The sequence below is a fragment of the Sedimentibacter sp. MB35-C1 genome, from assembly GCF_030913635.1.
GTDB lineage: Bacteria > Bacillota > Clostridia > Tissierellales > Sedimentibacteraceae > Sedimentibacter.
In genome coordinates, this window is record NZ_CP133188.1 from 1,477,451 (window position 1) to 1,493,102 (window position 15,652).

The 15,652-nt window shown below is 34.8% G+C and carries 15 protein-coding genes and 1 tRNA gene; 15 read left to right on the forward strand and 1 reads right to left on the reverse strand.

Going from position 1 to position 15,652, the window contains the following annotated elements; genetic code table 11:
- The first annotated feature begins 133 nt into the window (after positions 1-133).
- On the forward strand, positions 134-739 hold the full coding sequence (locus tag RBQ61_RS07015) for a class I SAM-dependent methyltransferase (RefSeq protein ID WP_308139777.1): 606 nt from the start codon (positions 134-136) through the stop codon (positions 737-739).
- A 10-nt stretch (positions 740-749) separates the two neighbouring features.
- On the opposite strand, the gene RBQ61_RS07020 is transcribed toward RBQ61_RS07015, so the two are convergent.
- Complete coding sequence (locus tag RBQ61_RS07020) at positions 750-1,601, reverse strand: YihY/virulence factor BrkB family protein (protein WP_308139778.1); 852 nt, start codon at positions 1,599-1,601, stop codon at positions 750-752.
- Between the two features lie 213 nt (positions 1,602-1,814).
- Between RBQ61_RS07020 and RBQ61_RS07025 the strand changes: the two genes are divergently transcribed.
- The 14 genes from RBQ61_RS07025 to RBQ61_RS07090 all read left to right on the forward strand — a co-directional run bounded on the left by RBQ61_RS07025 (position 1,815) and on the right by RBQ61_RS07090 (position 15,579).
- Complete coding sequence (locus RBQ61_RS07025; RefSeq protein ID WP_308139779.1) at positions 1,815-2,669, forward strand: 3-hydroxybutyryl-CoA dehydrogenase; 855 nt, start codon at positions 1,815-1,817, stop codon at positions 2,667-2,669.
- Between the two features lie 173 nt (positions 2,670-2,842).
- Positions 2,843-4,513 (forward strand): glutamine--tRNA ligase/YqeY domain fusion protein, encoded by a 1,671-nt coding sequence (locus tag RBQ61_RS07030; RefSeq protein WP_308139780.1) that lies wholly within the window; start codon positions 2,843-2,845, stop codon positions 4,511-4,513.
- Between the two features lie 79 nt (positions 4,514-4,592).
- Positions 4,593-5,768, forward strand: a complete 1,176-nt coding sequence (locus tag RBQ61_RS07035; protein WP_308139781.1) for an SAM-dependent methyltransferase — start codon at positions 4,593-4,595, stop codon at positions 5,766-5,768.
- A gap of 26 nt (positions 5,769-5,794) precedes the next feature.
- Positions 5,795-7,219: a sigma-54-dependent Fis family transcriptional regulator gene (locus RBQ61_RS07040; RefSeq protein WP_308139782.1), complete on the forward strand. Its 1,425-nt coding sequence runs from the start codon at positions 5,795-5,797 to the stop codon at positions 7,217-7,219.
- A 97-nt stretch (positions 7,220-7,316) separates the two neighbouring features.
- Positions 7,317-8,468 (forward strand): class I SAM-dependent RNA methyltransferase, encoded by a 1,152-nt coding sequence (locus RBQ61_RS07045; protein WP_308139783.1) that lies wholly within the window; start codon positions 7,317-7,319, stop codon positions 8,466-8,468.
- A 133-nt stretch (positions 8,469-8,601) separates the two neighbouring features.
- Positions 8,602-9,027, forward strand: a complete 426-nt coding sequence (locus tag RBQ61_RS07050) for an NUDIX hydrolase (protein ID WP_308139784.1) — start codon at positions 8,602-8,604, stop codon at positions 9,025-9,027.
- A 9-nt stretch (positions 9,028-9,036) separates the two neighbouring features.
- Positions 9,037-9,984 carry a DNA-binding protein WhiA gene (whiA, locus tag RBQ61_RS07055; protein ID WP_308139785.1) on the forward strand — a complete coding sequence of 316 codons (948 nt, stop codon included), beginning with the start codon at positions 9,037-9,039 and terminating at the stop codon, positions 9,982-9,984.
- A gap of 10 nt (positions 9,985-9,994) precedes the next feature.
- Positions 9,995-10,261 carry an HPr family phosphocarrier protein gene (locus RBQ61_RS07060; protein WP_213925409.1) on the forward strand — a complete coding sequence of 89 codons (267 nt, stop codon included), beginning with the start codon at positions 9,995-9,997 and terminating at the stop codon, positions 10,259-10,261.
- Positions 10,262-10,304: 43 nt separating this feature from the next.
- The gene (locus tag RBQ61_RS07065; protein ID WP_308139786.1) at positions 10,305-11,048 is read left to right on the forward strand and encodes a peptidylprolyl isomerase; all 744 of its coding nucleotides are present in this window, start codon (positions 10,305-10,307) and stop codon (positions 11,046-11,048) included.
- A gap of 253 nt (positions 11,049-11,301) precedes the next feature.
- Positions 11,302-12,753 carry a helix-turn-helix transcriptional regulator gene (locus RBQ61_RS07070; protein ID WP_308139787.1) on the forward strand — a complete coding sequence of 484 codons (1,452 nt, stop codon included), beginning with the start codon at positions 11,302-11,304 and terminating at the stop codon, positions 12,751-12,753.
- Positions 12,754-12,901: 148 nt separating this feature from the next.
- Entirely contained in the window at positions 12,902-13,249 is a 348-nt protein-coding gene (locus tag RBQ61_RS07075; protein ID WP_308139788.1) for a helix-turn-helix transcriptional regulator, read from the forward strand.
- A gap of 19 nt (positions 13,250-13,268) precedes the next feature.
- Complete coding sequence (locus RBQ61_RS07080) at positions 13,269-14,141, forward strand: hypothetical protein (RefSeq protein WP_308139789.1); 873 nt, start codon at positions 13,269-13,271, stop codon at positions 14,139-14,141.
- A gap of 19 nt (positions 14,142-14,160) precedes the next feature.
- Entirely contained in the window at positions 14,161-15,276 is a 1,116-nt protein-coding gene (locus RBQ61_RS07085; protein ID WP_308139790.1) for an S-layer homology domain-containing protein, read from the forward strand.
- Between the two features lie 216 nt (positions 15,277-15,492).
- Positions 15,493-15,579, forward strand: a tRNA-Leu gene (locus RBQ61_RS07090).
- The last annotated feature ends 73 nt before the right edge of the window (positions 15,580-15,652 follow it).

Consider the following 15,652-nt stretch of genomic DNA (forward strand, 5'->3'; position numbering starts at 1 on the left):
GGTTTGAATTAATTGATGAGATTTCCTAGTAAGACGGTGTAATACGTTTTGAGGAAATCTCATTTTTATTTTAATTATTCTTTAATAATAGGTAAAAATAAGCTATAATAAACTATCATTACAAGGAGGAAGTATGGAACAGTATTTTACAAAAAATCCGTCAACAGAAAAGGAATTATATAGATTTGACTGGAACATAGGCGAGAAAAGATTTTATTTCAATACAAGTAACAGCGTATTTTCAAAAAATGGAATGGATTTTGGCTCGATGCTTCTTGCTGAAACAGTAATAAAGGAAAATAAAGAATTTGACGGACATATATTGGACCTTGGATGCGGTTATGGGCCCGTAGGTATTGTCCTTGCAAATTTTTTGGGAAAATCTACAGTAACTATGTCGGATGTTAACGAAAGAGCACTTGAGCTCTGCAAAATGAATGCGAGAGAAAACAATGTTGAAAACAGAGTGAGAGTATTAAGCTCGTCAGTATTTGAAAATATAACTGATAAGTTTGACATGGTGGTTACTAACCCTCCAATCAGGGCAGGAAAAGATGTGGTATTCTCATTTTACGAAGGCGCGTACGATCACTTAAATCCCGGCGGGAAACTTTATGTGGTTATACAAAAAAAGCAGGGAGCTCCGAGCACAAAGACAAAATTAAAGAGCCTGTTCGGCAATTGTGAAACAGCTGATAAAAAATCAGGATATTTTATATTAGTATCAATAAAATCATAAATGTCTTGTGCTATGGCTTATTTTTAAATACATCTGATTTTTTTCTATTCATCCTTACCAGCAGGCCGTTTATTTCTGCTCCGGTCAGGAATATTGCCGAAAGTATAAAAACCCAAATTAAAAATACTATCACACCGGATAAATTTCCGTAAATAAAATTATAATATTTTGCCTTTGTGCTTATATAATTTGAAAAAATCATTGATCCCAATATGAAACCTGCTGTTGAAAATACAGATCCCGGAAAGACAAATGAAAATTTCACCTTTTCATATGTAAGAAACTTGTACGCCGCCGAAAATATAAAAAACATCATAAGAATAGGCATCAGGTATCTGAATACATCGATAGTTGGTAAAATAAGCTCAGAAAATAAATTAATGCTTTTAAGTAGCAAAATAATTTCCTTCCCCAGAACTATGAGAGTAAATATTACCATGGTGATGAACATTAATGCTACCGTAAATACAATTCCCTGTATCCTCATAAACAGATAGTTGTTTTTTATGGTGAAGCCGTAGGCTCTGTTTATACCGTTGATTATCGATGCGCTTCCCGCTGTAGCAGACCATAAGATAACAATAAGGCTGGCTGAGAAAACAGGCTTAGAGCAGCTGTCTAAGGTGCTGTGAACTACATTTGATATGATACTGTATGCATCGGCTGGAAATATTTTTTCCGCGGAGTCTAATATATAATATATGTAGCTGCTGAAATTGCACATCATTGACATAGCCATAATGAGAAACGGAAATATTCCCAGTACGATGTAGTATGAAAATTGAGCGCTGAAAGAAAAAATATTATCATCTTTAATTCTGGATGCTAAATTTGATATAAATACAAATAGTTTTTTCCACATAAGTCACCATTAAATACAATATTTTATAAATATAATATAACAGTTAAGCAAGCAGAAAGCAAAAAAAATTAGCGATCTGCTTATATATTATGAGCAGATTTTAAAATTATATCAATTGAAGGAATGCTAAAAACATCAATTGTAATTATTGCATTTAATAAAATTGAATGCTATAATAATTTCAGGCAAAAAATGAATATTTAGGAGGATTAAATGGAGATTAAGAAAATTTGCGTTGCAGGAACAGGAACGATGGCAAAAGGTATTATACAAACCTTTGCACAGGCAGGATATCCGGTTGTAGTTAAGGGAAGACAAGGGAAATCATATGATAGCTTAGAAGATACAATAGGCAAAGGGCTGGCTAAATTGGTTGCAAAAGGCAGAATGGAACAGTCCGCTATGGATGCAACATTGGCAAACATAACTAAGGTTACTGATTATGCTGAATGCAAGGATGCTGATTTGTTTATTGAAGCAATAGCAGAAGATATGGAAATAAAGCATAAGGTATTTGCAGAAATTGAGGCAGTTGCAAATGAAGATGCTATATTATCAACCAACACATCTTCACTGTCAATAACAGAAATTGCATCTAAATGTAAAAGACCAGGAAATGTTATAGGAATGCATTTCTTTAATCCGGTTCCTGTTATGAAGTTAGTTGAAGTAATAAAAGGAAAAGTTACGGAAGAAGAAGTCCACAGTGCTATAGTTGAACTGTCGAAAAATATAGGCAAAACTCCTGTAAGTGTTGATGAAGCTCCTGGATTTGTTGTTAACAGAATACTTATTCCTTTGGTTAATGAAGGTGTTGGTATACTGGCTGATGGCGTTGCAACTAAGGAAGAAATTGATGCAGCTATGAGACTTGGAGCCAACCATCCTATGGGGCCGCTTGAGTTGGGAGATTTAGTAGGCTTAGATGTATGCCTGGCAATAATGGAAGTATTGTATAACGAATTTGGTGATCCAAAATACAGACCGCATCCGTTGCTTCGCAAAATGGTAAGAGCAAATCTGCTTGGAAGAAAAACAGGTAAAGGCTTTTATGATTACAATAAATAATACAAATAAAAATTAGAGAACAGCAAACGCTGTTCTCTAATTTTTATTTGTAAATAGGGTTATAATAAGCATAATTGGAATTTTTAGCTTGAAATAAATATTGCCATTAAGTATAATAAAGAGAAATTACAATTTATAAATAAGGTTAATTAATATATTACAAGGAGGAAGAAATGAGCGATAACAATACTGAAAACAGGGAATCGGTTAATTTCATACAAAAAATAATTAATGAAGACCTTGAAAATAAAACATACGGAGACAGGGTACATACTAGATTTCCTCCGGAGCCAAACGGTTATCTTCATGTCGGCCACGCAAAGTCAATATGCCTTAATTACAGCCTTGCAAAGAAAAACAACGGTATTTTTAACTTGAGATTTGATGACACAAACCCAACAAAGGAAGATGACTCATTTGTTGAATCTATAATAAAAGATGTTAAATGGTTATGCCCAGACTGGAAAGAAAGAATATTTTTTGCTTCTGATTATTTTGGCAAAATGTATGATTATGCTGTTGAACTGATAAAAAAAGGGCTAGCCTATGTTGACGATTTATCAGCTGATGAAATAAGGGAGTACAGAGGTACACTTACAGAACCGGGAAAGGAAAGCCCATACAGAAACAGAGAAATTGAAGAAAATCTTGAACTATTCTCTAAAATGAAGAATGGGGAATATGGAAACGGCGAAAAAGTTCTCAGAGCAAAGATCGATATGGCAAGTCCGAATATAAACATGAGAGATCCTGTTATTTACAGAATACTCCATGAGGATCACCACAACACAAAGGATGAATGGTGCATATATCCTATGTATGACTATGCCCATCCCGTGGAGGATGCAATTGAAGGAATAACACATTCAATATGCACGCTTGAATTTGAGGATCACAGACCATTTTATGACTGGGTTCTGAGTAATCTTGACGATTTTAAGGCTGCTCCTACGAAACAGATTGAATTTGCCAAGCTGTTTTTAACAAAGACAATGATGGGTAAAAGATACCTGAAACAAATGGTGGAAGAAGACTATGTAGACGGGTGGGATGATCCGAGAATGCCTACCGTGGCAGCTTTGAGGAGGAGAGGTTACACTCCTGAAGCTATACAAAATTTCTGTGAAGCCATAGGGGTTTCAAAAGCCCAGAGCGTAGTAGATATAGCTATGCTTGAGCACGCGGTTAGAGATGATCTCAGCATGAAAGCTCCCAGAACAATGGCGGTTTTGAATCCATTAAAGCTGATTATTACCAACTATCCAGAGGATGAAGTTGAATACATGGAATCCGAAAATAATCCCGATAATCCTGAAATGGGAACCCGTATGGTGCCTTTCTGCAGGGAATTGTACATAGAAAGAGAAGACTTTATGGAAAATCCTCCGAAAAAATATTACAGACTGTTCCCGGGAAACGAAGTTAGACTGAGAAATGCTTATTTTGTAAGGTGCGAGGATTTTGTTAAGGATGCTGATGGAAACATAACAGAAATTCACTGTACATATGATCCGGAAACCAGAAGCGGATCAGGATTTAAGGGAAGAAAGGTTAAAGGAACAATTCACTGGGTATCGGCAAGGCACAGTATTGATGCAGAAGTAAGACTGTACGATTATATGATGGAAGATCAGGATTATGACAAGACAAACTTTTTAGAGAAATTAAATCCAAATTCCAAGATAATTCTTAATAATTGTAAAGTCGAGCCTTCAATGAGAGAAAGAAATGTAGGTGACAGGTTCCAGTTCATGAGACACGGATATTTTATAATTGACAGGGACACTACAGATAAAACACTGGTGTTTAACAGAATAGTGCAATTAAAGAGCAGCTATAAATAATTTGGACATTGGACCTCTCGGGGACGGTTCTTTTAGGAACGTCTCTGAGAGGTCTGTTGATACCGAGAAGGGTGATATTTTGAACATACAAGAAATAATTGAAAGCAGCCTGGATGAAAACAAGTTCATATACTGTGTTTTTACAACTCCAAGAAACAAATCAGAAAACCCATACAAAAAAATAATCGCAAGACCCATTTCCATTAAAAATGAAAATATAATTCAATTTGAGAAATTTACCGAAAAACAAGCTTTTCACGATAACCTTGCATACGAGCAGGCTGCCGGCGAGATGGTTAATTTAATAATAAATGAGTATCGCAATATAAATTTGTTCACTGAAGATGCGGATTTTCAGCTCATGGTGAGCAAAAAAGGAAGAGTGAAAGTTATTGAAAAGGAAGCTACAAAGACATTGGAAATTGATAGTCACAACAAGAAAAAGAAGTATATAATCAATGAGAATGAACCGTGTGACTTTTTAATAAATTTGGGAGTTATGACAAATGACGGAAAAGTATATGCGAAGAAATACGATAAGTTCAGGCAGATAAATAAATTTTTGGAAATAGTTGATGATTCCTTGAAAGGAAAAAATATCAAGGATGATTTCATGATTATAGATTTTGGCTGCGGCAAGGCATACCTGACATTTGCCTTATATTATTATTTCTATTTTATAAGAAAAATCAATGTTAAAATCATCGGACTGGATTTAAAGGATGAAGTTATAGAATTTTGCAATCGTACGGCAAAAAAACTTGAGTACGGAAATCTTGAATTTATTTACGGAGATATACAAAATTTCCAATATAAATCTGATGTTGACATGATAGTAACTCTCCATGCCTGCGATACCGCAACTGATGCAGCATTGGCTAAAGCTGTTAATTGGAATACGGATATAATTTTGTCCGTTCCATGCTGCCAGCATGAGTTTTATGATAAAATAGAGAATAAACACCTTGAGCCCATGCTTAAACACGGTCTGATAAAAGAAAGAGTTTCATCCCTTGTAACGGATTCGCTTAGAAGTTTATTTTTGGAAACGAAGGGGTATAAAGTTCAGCTAATGGAATTTATAGCAATGGAGCATACGCCCAAGAACATACTGATACGTGCCGTAAAAACAGGCAAAGGCAACCCGAAGGCGGTAAAAGAATATGAGAATTTCAAAAATGTTTGGAATTTGAATAATCTATTCATAGAAGAATATTACGAAAAAATTCAAAATGATAACAGTACAAATGTCTAGCTTATCATGAGATTGCAGGTGGTTTTATGACCTTTGAGCATAGTTTTAACAAGCACGACAAAGAAATATTTGAATATATATTTGATAATATTCCGGATTCAATAACTATTGTTGATATGAGCGGAAAAGTAATTTTTTTTAATAAAATGGCAGAGGAATACTTCGGAGTTCTTAGAAACAATATTATTGGCAAAGATATTAGAGAATTTTTTCCAAACGCTATTCTTCCTAGGGTTCTTGAAAGCAGGACATCATTCCATAATATTTATAATAATCCAAGGGAAAACAGCTTTGTTGTATCAAGTGCAGTACCGCTTGAAGACAAGGGCGGCAATATGATGGGTGCGCTGGTTATAGACCGAGACATAACAGAAATCTTCAAGTTGAGCGAACTTCTTAATAAAACACAATCAAATCTGCTGAAACTGGAAAAGGAATATTCAAAAATCAAATCTGCTGGAGAGGCGTATTTTTCAAAAATTATAAGCAACAATGCTAACTTTATTGAAATAATTAATCTGTGCAAGAATATATCAAAATCACCTTTAAACGTTTTGCTGAAGGGAGAGAGCGGAACAGGAAAAGAACTGTTTGCGAAAGCTATCCATTACGAAAGCGGCAGGCAGGGAAAGTTTATTCCTATTAACTGCAGCGCCATACCCAGGGATTTGTTTGAAAGTGAACTTTTTGGATATGAAGCAGGAGCATTTACCGGAGCTAGAAGTGCTGGAAGAAAGGGAAAGTTTGAAGAGGCTGAGGGTGGAAGCCTTTTTCTTGATGAAATTGCAGACATGCCCATAGAGCTTCAGCCAAAGCTTTTAAGAGTTTTGGAGGAAGGTGTGGTAACAAGAGTCGGTGGAAATAATCCGAGAAAAATTGACGTGAGAATTATTTCTGCTACCAACAGAGATATAAGGGCATTAATCAAAGATGAGAAATTTCGCAGCGACTTGTACTACCGCCTTGATGTTTTTCAAGTCAATATACCGCCTCTCAGAGAGAGAAAGGGAGATGTAGTCCTTTTGGCGAATAAATTTATACAAGAATTTTGTATGGAGCAGGGTATAAATATCATAGAAATTCCCAATGATATTTTAAATATATTTTTTGAATATCATTGGGAGGGAAATGTCAGAGAGCTTCGGAATGTAATTCAGCGGTCAGTAATATATGCATCCCAAAGAGGTAAAAATAAAATAGAAATAGAATTTCTGCCTCACCACATGCAAGATATAAAGGTTGATGAAATCAAAAAAGTTATAGATGTAAATGAAATTAAGAGACACGAAATCGGTTTGGAAGAATATCTTGAAAAAATAGAAAAAAGAATAATACAAAAGACCCTTGAGGAGTTGAATTTCAACAAGACGGAAGCTGCAAAACACTTAAAGCTTCCAAGGGCGACGCTATATTACAAGATGGAAAAATACAATATAAAAATAAATGTATAATAGATAATGGCTGAGAAGTAATTGCATTACAGCAACAAAAGTTTGTCGAATTACGCTTATAGCGATGTCGTTATACGATTAAATTGAAAGGATTACAATGGAAAAAATAAGATTAGCTGCCATATCTGCCTTTGGTTTAGAGGCAATAGTTAAAAGAGAACTTCATGATTTGGGGTACGATGACGTAGTGACAGATAACGGATGGATGTACTTTGATGCCGAAATTGATGATATTCCTAGAACAAATATAAACTTAAGGTGCGCAGACAGGGTGATGCTTGTTATGGGTCAGTTTGACGTGTACACGTTTGAAGAACTGTTCGATAAAACCTATGAGCTTCCCTGGGAAAAATGGATTTCTGAGGAAGGAAAGTTTACGGTAAAAGGGAAGAGTGTTAAATCTAAATTGTACTCTACCCCGGACTGCCAGTCCATTGTTAAAAAAGCAGTATCCAAAAAATTGTGCCAGGAGTATGGCAGGGAATGGATGCCGGAAACTGGAGCTGAATTTACAATACAGATATCAATTCACAAGGATGTTGCAACTCTTACAATCGATACAACTGGGGCAAGAGAAGGATTGTTCAAGCGAGGATACAGAGAAAAGTCTACAATGGCTCCATTAAAGGAGACTATGGCTGCTGCATTGGTAAAGCTCAGCTATTGGAATAAGGACAGAGTTTTGTACGATCCCATGTGCGGTTCAGGAACAATTGCTATTGAAGCTGCCATGATTGGAAGAAACATTGCGCCGGGACTTAATCGAAAATTTGCATCTCAGGGATGGCCAGTAGTCAAGGAAGAATATTGGAAAAATGCAAAAGTTGAGGCAAGAAGGAAAATTGACCTTGATTCTGACATTAAAATTTTTGCCTCTGATATAAGCAAAAAAGCAATTGAAATCGCTAAGGAAAATGCAATAGAAGCCGGAGTTGACGACTGTATTGATTTTTTTGTGAAGGATGTTACGAGGATAAGAGAGCCTATGTGTCCTAACGGAATATTGATAACAAATCCTCCGTACGGCGAGAGAATAGGTGAGACAGAAGAAATACATAAGATTCATAAAAAACTGGGGCAGGTATTCGGCAAAGATAAGACATGGTCCACATATGTAATAACGTCAGTTGATTCTTTTGAAAGAGACTTTGGTAGGAAAGCAGATAGAAAAAGAAAGTTGTTTAACGGCGATGTAAGAGTGGATTATTATCAGTACTATGGAAAAAAGCCTGAAAGAAACAATGACTAGGTTATATCAGCGAAAATTTTCATTATAAAAAAGTTGAAATACAATCATTTTTATTGTACACTGTAAATATATATTTGATTTTTTTCAATATTGTGATATTATATAAACTACAATATTGAAAGTTGGAGCAAATATGGTTGTAGAAGTAAGTGCCGGAGGAATTGTTTTTTTCAAGAACAGCATATTGATGTTAAGAAAATTTAACAGAGATTGGGTCCTTCCAAAGGGAAGAGTTGAGAAAAATGAATCCTTGAAGGAAGCAGCTTTGCGTGAAGTTTATGAGGAAACGAGGGCAAAGGTTACTACCATTAAATATCTGGGAAAAATAAGCTATGAGTTCAATAGAACCTGCTATATGGACAGAGTCCATATAAACAAAGAAGTACATTGGTATTTAATGATGGCACGAAACATGAACTGTGTCGCTTTAAAAAACGAAGGATTTGTGGAAGCAAAATTTCTTCCGTTTGAAAGATCATTGGCAATTGCACGTTATGATGATGAAAGAAAAATCATAAAAAAAGCTGTTGAGGATATAAAATTTCATTGTTACAAGTAGGGTGATTACATGACTTTTTCATCTAAACTAAAAGAAGAACTGTCAAGAACAGAAATAAAAGATATAGTCAGTGCAAAGGCTGAAGCGGCAGCTTTTGTAAGAACAATGGGTTATATTACCCTTAAGGGTTTTAATAAGATGAAAGTTGAGTTTTCTACAGAGAACGCTGCGATTGCGAGACGTATTTTTAAGCTTCTTAAGGTGGCATTTGAAATTACTACACAGGTAAGCGTTGAAAAAACCAACAGATTGAAAAAGCATAACAATTACATCATAAAAATTGAAGAAAATCTTTCAAAGAAGTTTTTGCAGGAAACAGGATTAACAGGTAATGATCTTAATATAATGACTTTTGACTATGGAGTTCCCAAAAGTATTGTAAGAAGTGAAGCATCTAAGAGAGCTTATGTTAAAGGAGCTTTTATGGGATGCGGCAGTGTAAGCGATCCTGAAAGATCTTATCATGCTGAGTTTGTAAGCAATAAGGAGGAGCACAGCAGAGGAATTAGAGAATTGCTTAAGAGTTTTGGCATAAATGGTAAGACTATATTTCGTAAGAACTATTATGTGACTTATATAAAGGAAAGTGAACAGATTTCCGACCTGCTGGCATTAATGGGTGCTAACAGTGCAGTACTTGAATTTGAAAATGTAAGAGCAGTTAAAGAAACAAGAAATCAAATAAACAGAGTTATAAATTGTGAAACTGCTAACCTTGATAAGATAGTTGACACTTCGATGAGACAGATTAACAGCATTAAGGTATTAAAGAAGCATAAAGCTATTGATAAACTTCCGGATCACTTGAGAGAGCTTGCTTATTTGAGACTGAAGCACACCAATGCGAGCTTAAAAGAACTGGGCGAAATGCTAGACCCACCCCTTGGAAAATCAGGTGTTAATCATAGATTAAGAAAAATTGAAGAAATTGCTAAAGATTTTGAACAAGAGAAATGAGGTGAATATAATGAGATCACAAAAAGTAATTTTGAAAAATAAAATTGGACTACATGCGAGACCGGCAGCTATATTTGTAAAAAAAGCTAGAAACTTTGACAGTGAGATAATTATAAAAAAAGGCATTCAGGAAGCTAACGGCAAAAGCATAATCAGTATTATGGCATTAGGTGCAATGAAGGGCGATGAACTTATAATATTAACAAAAGGTTCAGATGAAGACAAATGTATTTCTGAATTAACTAATCTATTAGAGTTCATGGAAGAAGAAGAATAAAAGGAGGGTATTGCCCTCCTATTTAATTGATAAGGGAGAAATAATGGATAATAAAATATTGGCAAAAGTAGATGGAAGAGAAATAAGGGAATCAGATTTAAATAATCTGATGAAGAATTTAGGACAGAACGCAGCATATTTCCAAGGTGAAGAAGGAAGAAAAAAACTGGTTGATGAGCTTGTTATGCATGAGCTTATGTATTCAGATGCTGTTGAGAAGGATCTTGATAAAGATGAGGAATTTATTGAAGTAATGGAAAACATGAAAAAATCCATGCTTCAGCAGTACAGCCTCAGAAAAATGTTCAATGAAATATCAGTTTCGGAAGAAGACATAAAAAACTATTATGATAGTCACAAGGAAAAGTTTGTAACTGATGAAATGGTTCAGGCAAGTCATATACTTGTAGATTCAGAAGAAAAAGCAAACGAAATACTTGAGGATATAACAGATGGTCTTTCATTTGAGGATGCTGCAGCACAATATTCAAGCTGTCCTTCAAAACAGGCCGGTGGATCATTAGGAAAGTTCGGAAAAGGACAAATGGTTCCTGAATTTGAGAAGGCTGTTTTTTCAATGCAGGTTGGAGAAATCAGTGAGCCTGTTAAAACACAATTTGGTTACCACATAATCAAACTTACAGATCATACTACAAAAAGAAGCTCCAGTCTTGAAGAGGTTCATCAGGAAGTTAAAGATGCATGCTTCATGGAAAAACAGGAACAGTTATATGCGGACAGAAAAGCAGAGCTAAGCAATAAATACAGCGTTGAAGTCATAAAATAATCATCTAAAACAACCGCTACACAGTCTTTTTAGACTGCGCCTCCAAGCTTAAATTATCAAGTAGATTTTAAGCATAAAATTATTAAAATGTCAATAATTTTATATTAATGTATTAATGTAGAATTTATTCTGTAAATATATTATAATAAAGATAAGTTAGGATATATACAATTATTACATGACATTATAGAGGTGTAGTCTAAAACAGCACTTAATATAATATAGTTTAGAAATCTAATGTAGTGGTGAAACTATGAAAATGTCAAATATACTTGAGCTTGTCAAAGTTATGTTTATCCCGGTCAATAAACTTAATTTTAAACACATTACTAAAAAAAACCTTCCTTTTTTTATTGGTTGGATTAGTATGTTTATTTGGCTTTACTCATATTTTTTGCCATTTGGAGAATTTCGCTTTGAAAGTAATCTATACAATGAAAAGGTGGGAAATCCATTTTTATTCACCTGCGTGTGGCTTATTGTATGCCCATTTATCACAGTTTTATTTGACGGACGTAAGTACGTTCCAAAAACATTTTATAGTGTTATTATTGCTATAGTTTGTTTTTTAGGCATAAGATTTGTTCCCAGCGGAATGGTATCACAAGCTATCCTGGTTCTTGGTTCTGCCTGTATAGGACATGTTTTTGCCTCAAGTTGCTATTCTTTTTTTATGGTGTTAAATAATTCTGAAAAATTTTATGCTATGATATTGGCTGTATTGTTACCAAAGTTACTTATGTTCTTTCGACCGATGCTAAGCAGCCCTGAATCCAAGGTTGACGGTGCTACAATTTTTATAGCCTTAATTCTAATAATTCTTGCAGTTTGTTCGTTTTTATATAGAAACAATATAGATAATATGCCTAAATCCGGCACAGTTAAAGTTCCATCTAAAGCCTACTACTTGATGCCGGTTGTTTTTATTGTACTTGGGCTTAATGATGTTTTAGCTCCTGCGACCATACGAAACCTTTCGGGATTGGCATCTCACAACGTAGAAAGTCTGTACTTTTACGGAGTGCTTATAGGATCTTCTTTTCTTATATTTGTTCAAAAAAAATTTTCCGTAAATATTTGTAATATGCTTAATGTTTCGTTTGCTCTTACTGCCATCGGTTTCGTTTTCAGTCTTATACACCATGAAAATTTAGTAATGGGTTGTGCTTCGATTATTTGCTTTGGAGCGGCATATATGATTGGCTTAACTAATATTTATTATTTAGCCGGTTTTATGGCTAAAAAGTTTCAAAGCGTCTTGTTTTACCGTATAGGTATTGTATTATCATCGCTTTATTACTTCTCTGGGTTGTCAATTGTCGCACTTTCAAAAAGTACGATTTATATTATACCCGGTAATTTCATGGCGCTGTTTTCTATTATTGTTATCATTGTGTTTTTTGCTTTATCGCCGGTATTTCTTGAAATGCTGTATGGTGGAGAGTGGATAGACGATACATACCGCCTAGATGTTACAATGTGCACGCGTTTAGAAGCTAAACTTAAAGATTTTAAACTGACACCTGCCGAAACAGAAGTTTGTAAGTTGCTGCTTAACGGATATTCCCTAAAACAGATTGCAGCTATAGAAGGCAAAGCGTATGCAACTATAAACACCTATTATGTTTCGGTTTACAGAAAACTTGGCATACAAAGTAAAGCTGAGTTGATGATTTTATTCAAAGAATATATCACAACTAGTTAAATGCTAAAATTCAACCATTTTTAGCCCCTCAATAATTCTATTGAGGGGCGTTTTTGTGTGTATCAATAAAACTCATGAATTGTTGGAATAAGCTTTTAAAATTAAAATGAAATTACATTAGTATAGTAATGGAGGTGATTTCAGTGGGGTGATTAAAAAATTTAAAAATATATTTACAAAGAATAAAACAAAAAAAGAGAAAGAGAAAGAGGAAGCAAAAAATGAAGAACATTTGGAAATTACAGATCAAAAAATGCTCCTCTATAGCAAAGGATTAGAACTATCAGTACCAGAAAAGAAAAAACTGGTGAAAACTTTAACGTCCAGAGAAAAGGACACTTATTTGCTGCTTATTGAAGGATATACATTAAAAGAAATCGCCGAACAACTCTCAGTTTCATATTCAACTGCTAACACGCATCAGGCTAATATATATAGGAAGTTAGGAGTTAATACTAAAGCTGAGATAATTATTAATTTTAGAAATATAAAATGACGAAAGGAGGTTTTATTAAGTGAAAAAAATTTTAGGAGCAGTCTTAATTGTATTTATGATTGTTGGAATGTTTACAGGCTGTGGGGAAAATATAACTATTGATGTTCCCTTAACATCTGAAAATGAGGAAAATGAAGTATCATCGGCGATTGATAAGATTTCTGAACCAGTCAATCCTGAGCCGGATAATTCTTCTAAAAGCAAGAGCTTTGACAAAATATCTGATTTCATTGATGCTGTAACAGAAATCGAAGGAATACATGAGAAGGTGATTAATGAATATGAAAATATACCTGTTATAGAGATACCTGCTGCCTTTATGCCCTTGGCGACAGCGTCAATGTATGAATTGTTAAATATGGATAACAAAGATGGTCGTTTTGAGGGAACGGGTATGATTTCCGGTTTTCAGGAGTTTATAGAAAAGAATGGAAGAGTATATAGCTTTGGACGTGATGATGTACGAGAAAAAGACGGCTTTACCCCTTATGACAAGGCGGGTGACAGATTGGTTGAAAATGGCTCGTTTGACGGTAACAAAAACCTTTTTCATACAGAGAGCTACTCAGAGCGAAATAGTGCATTAATCCAAAAAACAAGTGTATACTGTCTGTTGACGAACGATGATACTGTCATTTTACTTTATCAATTCGGTAATAATTTTGATTCAAGAGGAGAAGCAATTAAGGCTGATCATGCTGTATTCCTGACAGTAAGCAAAAACCATTATGATTTTGTTTTGGCTCAAAATACTACAGGAGCAGACTTTCAAGTTTTACCGTTTAGCATAACTACCACAGAAGAAGCTAAAAAGCTTTTCATGGATAATGGTTACAAAATTGATAAGACAGGTGGAATTTATGACGGGAAATATGAAGTAACAACAAATTAATTTTAAGGAGTGAATGAAAATGAAATGTAAATTATTGAGCTTTTTTTTAACTTTTTTGATGGTGGTAGTTCTATTACAAACTACTGCGTTTGCATTACCGGACGATGTGCCGTCAAAATTAGAAGCGCCAAAACTGTTAAGTGTTGAATTAAAAACAGAAGAAAGTGGTGATCATAAAGGTCAACCATATTTTGAATTTCAAGTACAAATACCACAGAGCATTATCGATTTGGATAAAGCACAACCAACAGACGGATTTGTACTTATTGATTATTTTGCTAATATAGATAATCAAGGGTTTGAGAAAGCTGACGGAGGTCATTTGGAAACTTTGACGGATACAGAATATATAGTTCCGGGCAAAACAAATACGTACTATTTTTATTATTATCCTGATGATGAAGGAACGATGGAGGAAGTATTAATAAAAGACAGGCAGCATGCTTTTAAAGCTCAATTCTTTTATCAATATTATTATGGAGAACCTAATGAAGACGGAGAATATGCATGGGATTATATTGAATCTCCATTTTCTAATGAAGTATCCATAGGATCTGGCGACTTTTATTCAAAGGCTAATGAATGGGCAAAACCTGAGCTACAAAAAGCCGCCGATTTGGGGCTTATACCGGGTATTCTTAATGGTGCAGATATGACAAAACCTATTAACAGAGAGGAATTTTGTGAGCTGTCTGTATTGCTATACGAAAAGGTGGCAGCTGAAACAAGCCAACCTGTTTCAGTAAATCCATTTACAGATACGACAAATACACAAATTTTAAAGGCGTATAAATTAGGAATCACATCTGGCACATCAGCGACTACCTTTTCTCCAAAGGTGTTAATAAACCGTGAGCAATGTGCAGCTATGCTTTTCAGAGCAATTAAAGCCATTAAGCCGGACGAAGATTATAGTATTGAGGGAGTGAAAGATTTTCCCGACCAAAATAATATTTCAACATGGGCGGTTGAAGCAACAAAGTATATGTCTAAAGTTGGTATTATTACAGGGGATGCGCAGGGAAACTTTATGCCGAAAGCCATCACAACGGCGCAGGAAGCCGCAAGTTACGGCATGGCTACAAGAGAACAGGCGATAGCTTTAAGTGTGAGAACGTATGAGAAGTTAAACTAAAGTATCAGCTCCAGACATCTGAGATATTCTGATAAAAAAACATAGCAATACGGATATTAAAATATCCGGCGAGGTAAATAGCCAGCCACAAAACGTGGCTGGTTTGATATTTTACTTTCTGGATTATTTTCCAAGAGAATTTTCCTTAAATTTTTGCAAAAAAAAGGTTGATTAATTTATTTAAATATGATAATATACTTGAGCGACATAAATTATGCGGATGTGGCGGAATTGGCAGACGCGCACGGTTCAGGTCCGTGTGAGAGCAATTTCATGCAGGTTCAAGTCCTGTCATCCGCACCATAAATAAAAATACAGTTTAAGGATTATCCTAAATTGTATTTTTTATTTTTGCATGTTATAATAAGGTGAAGAT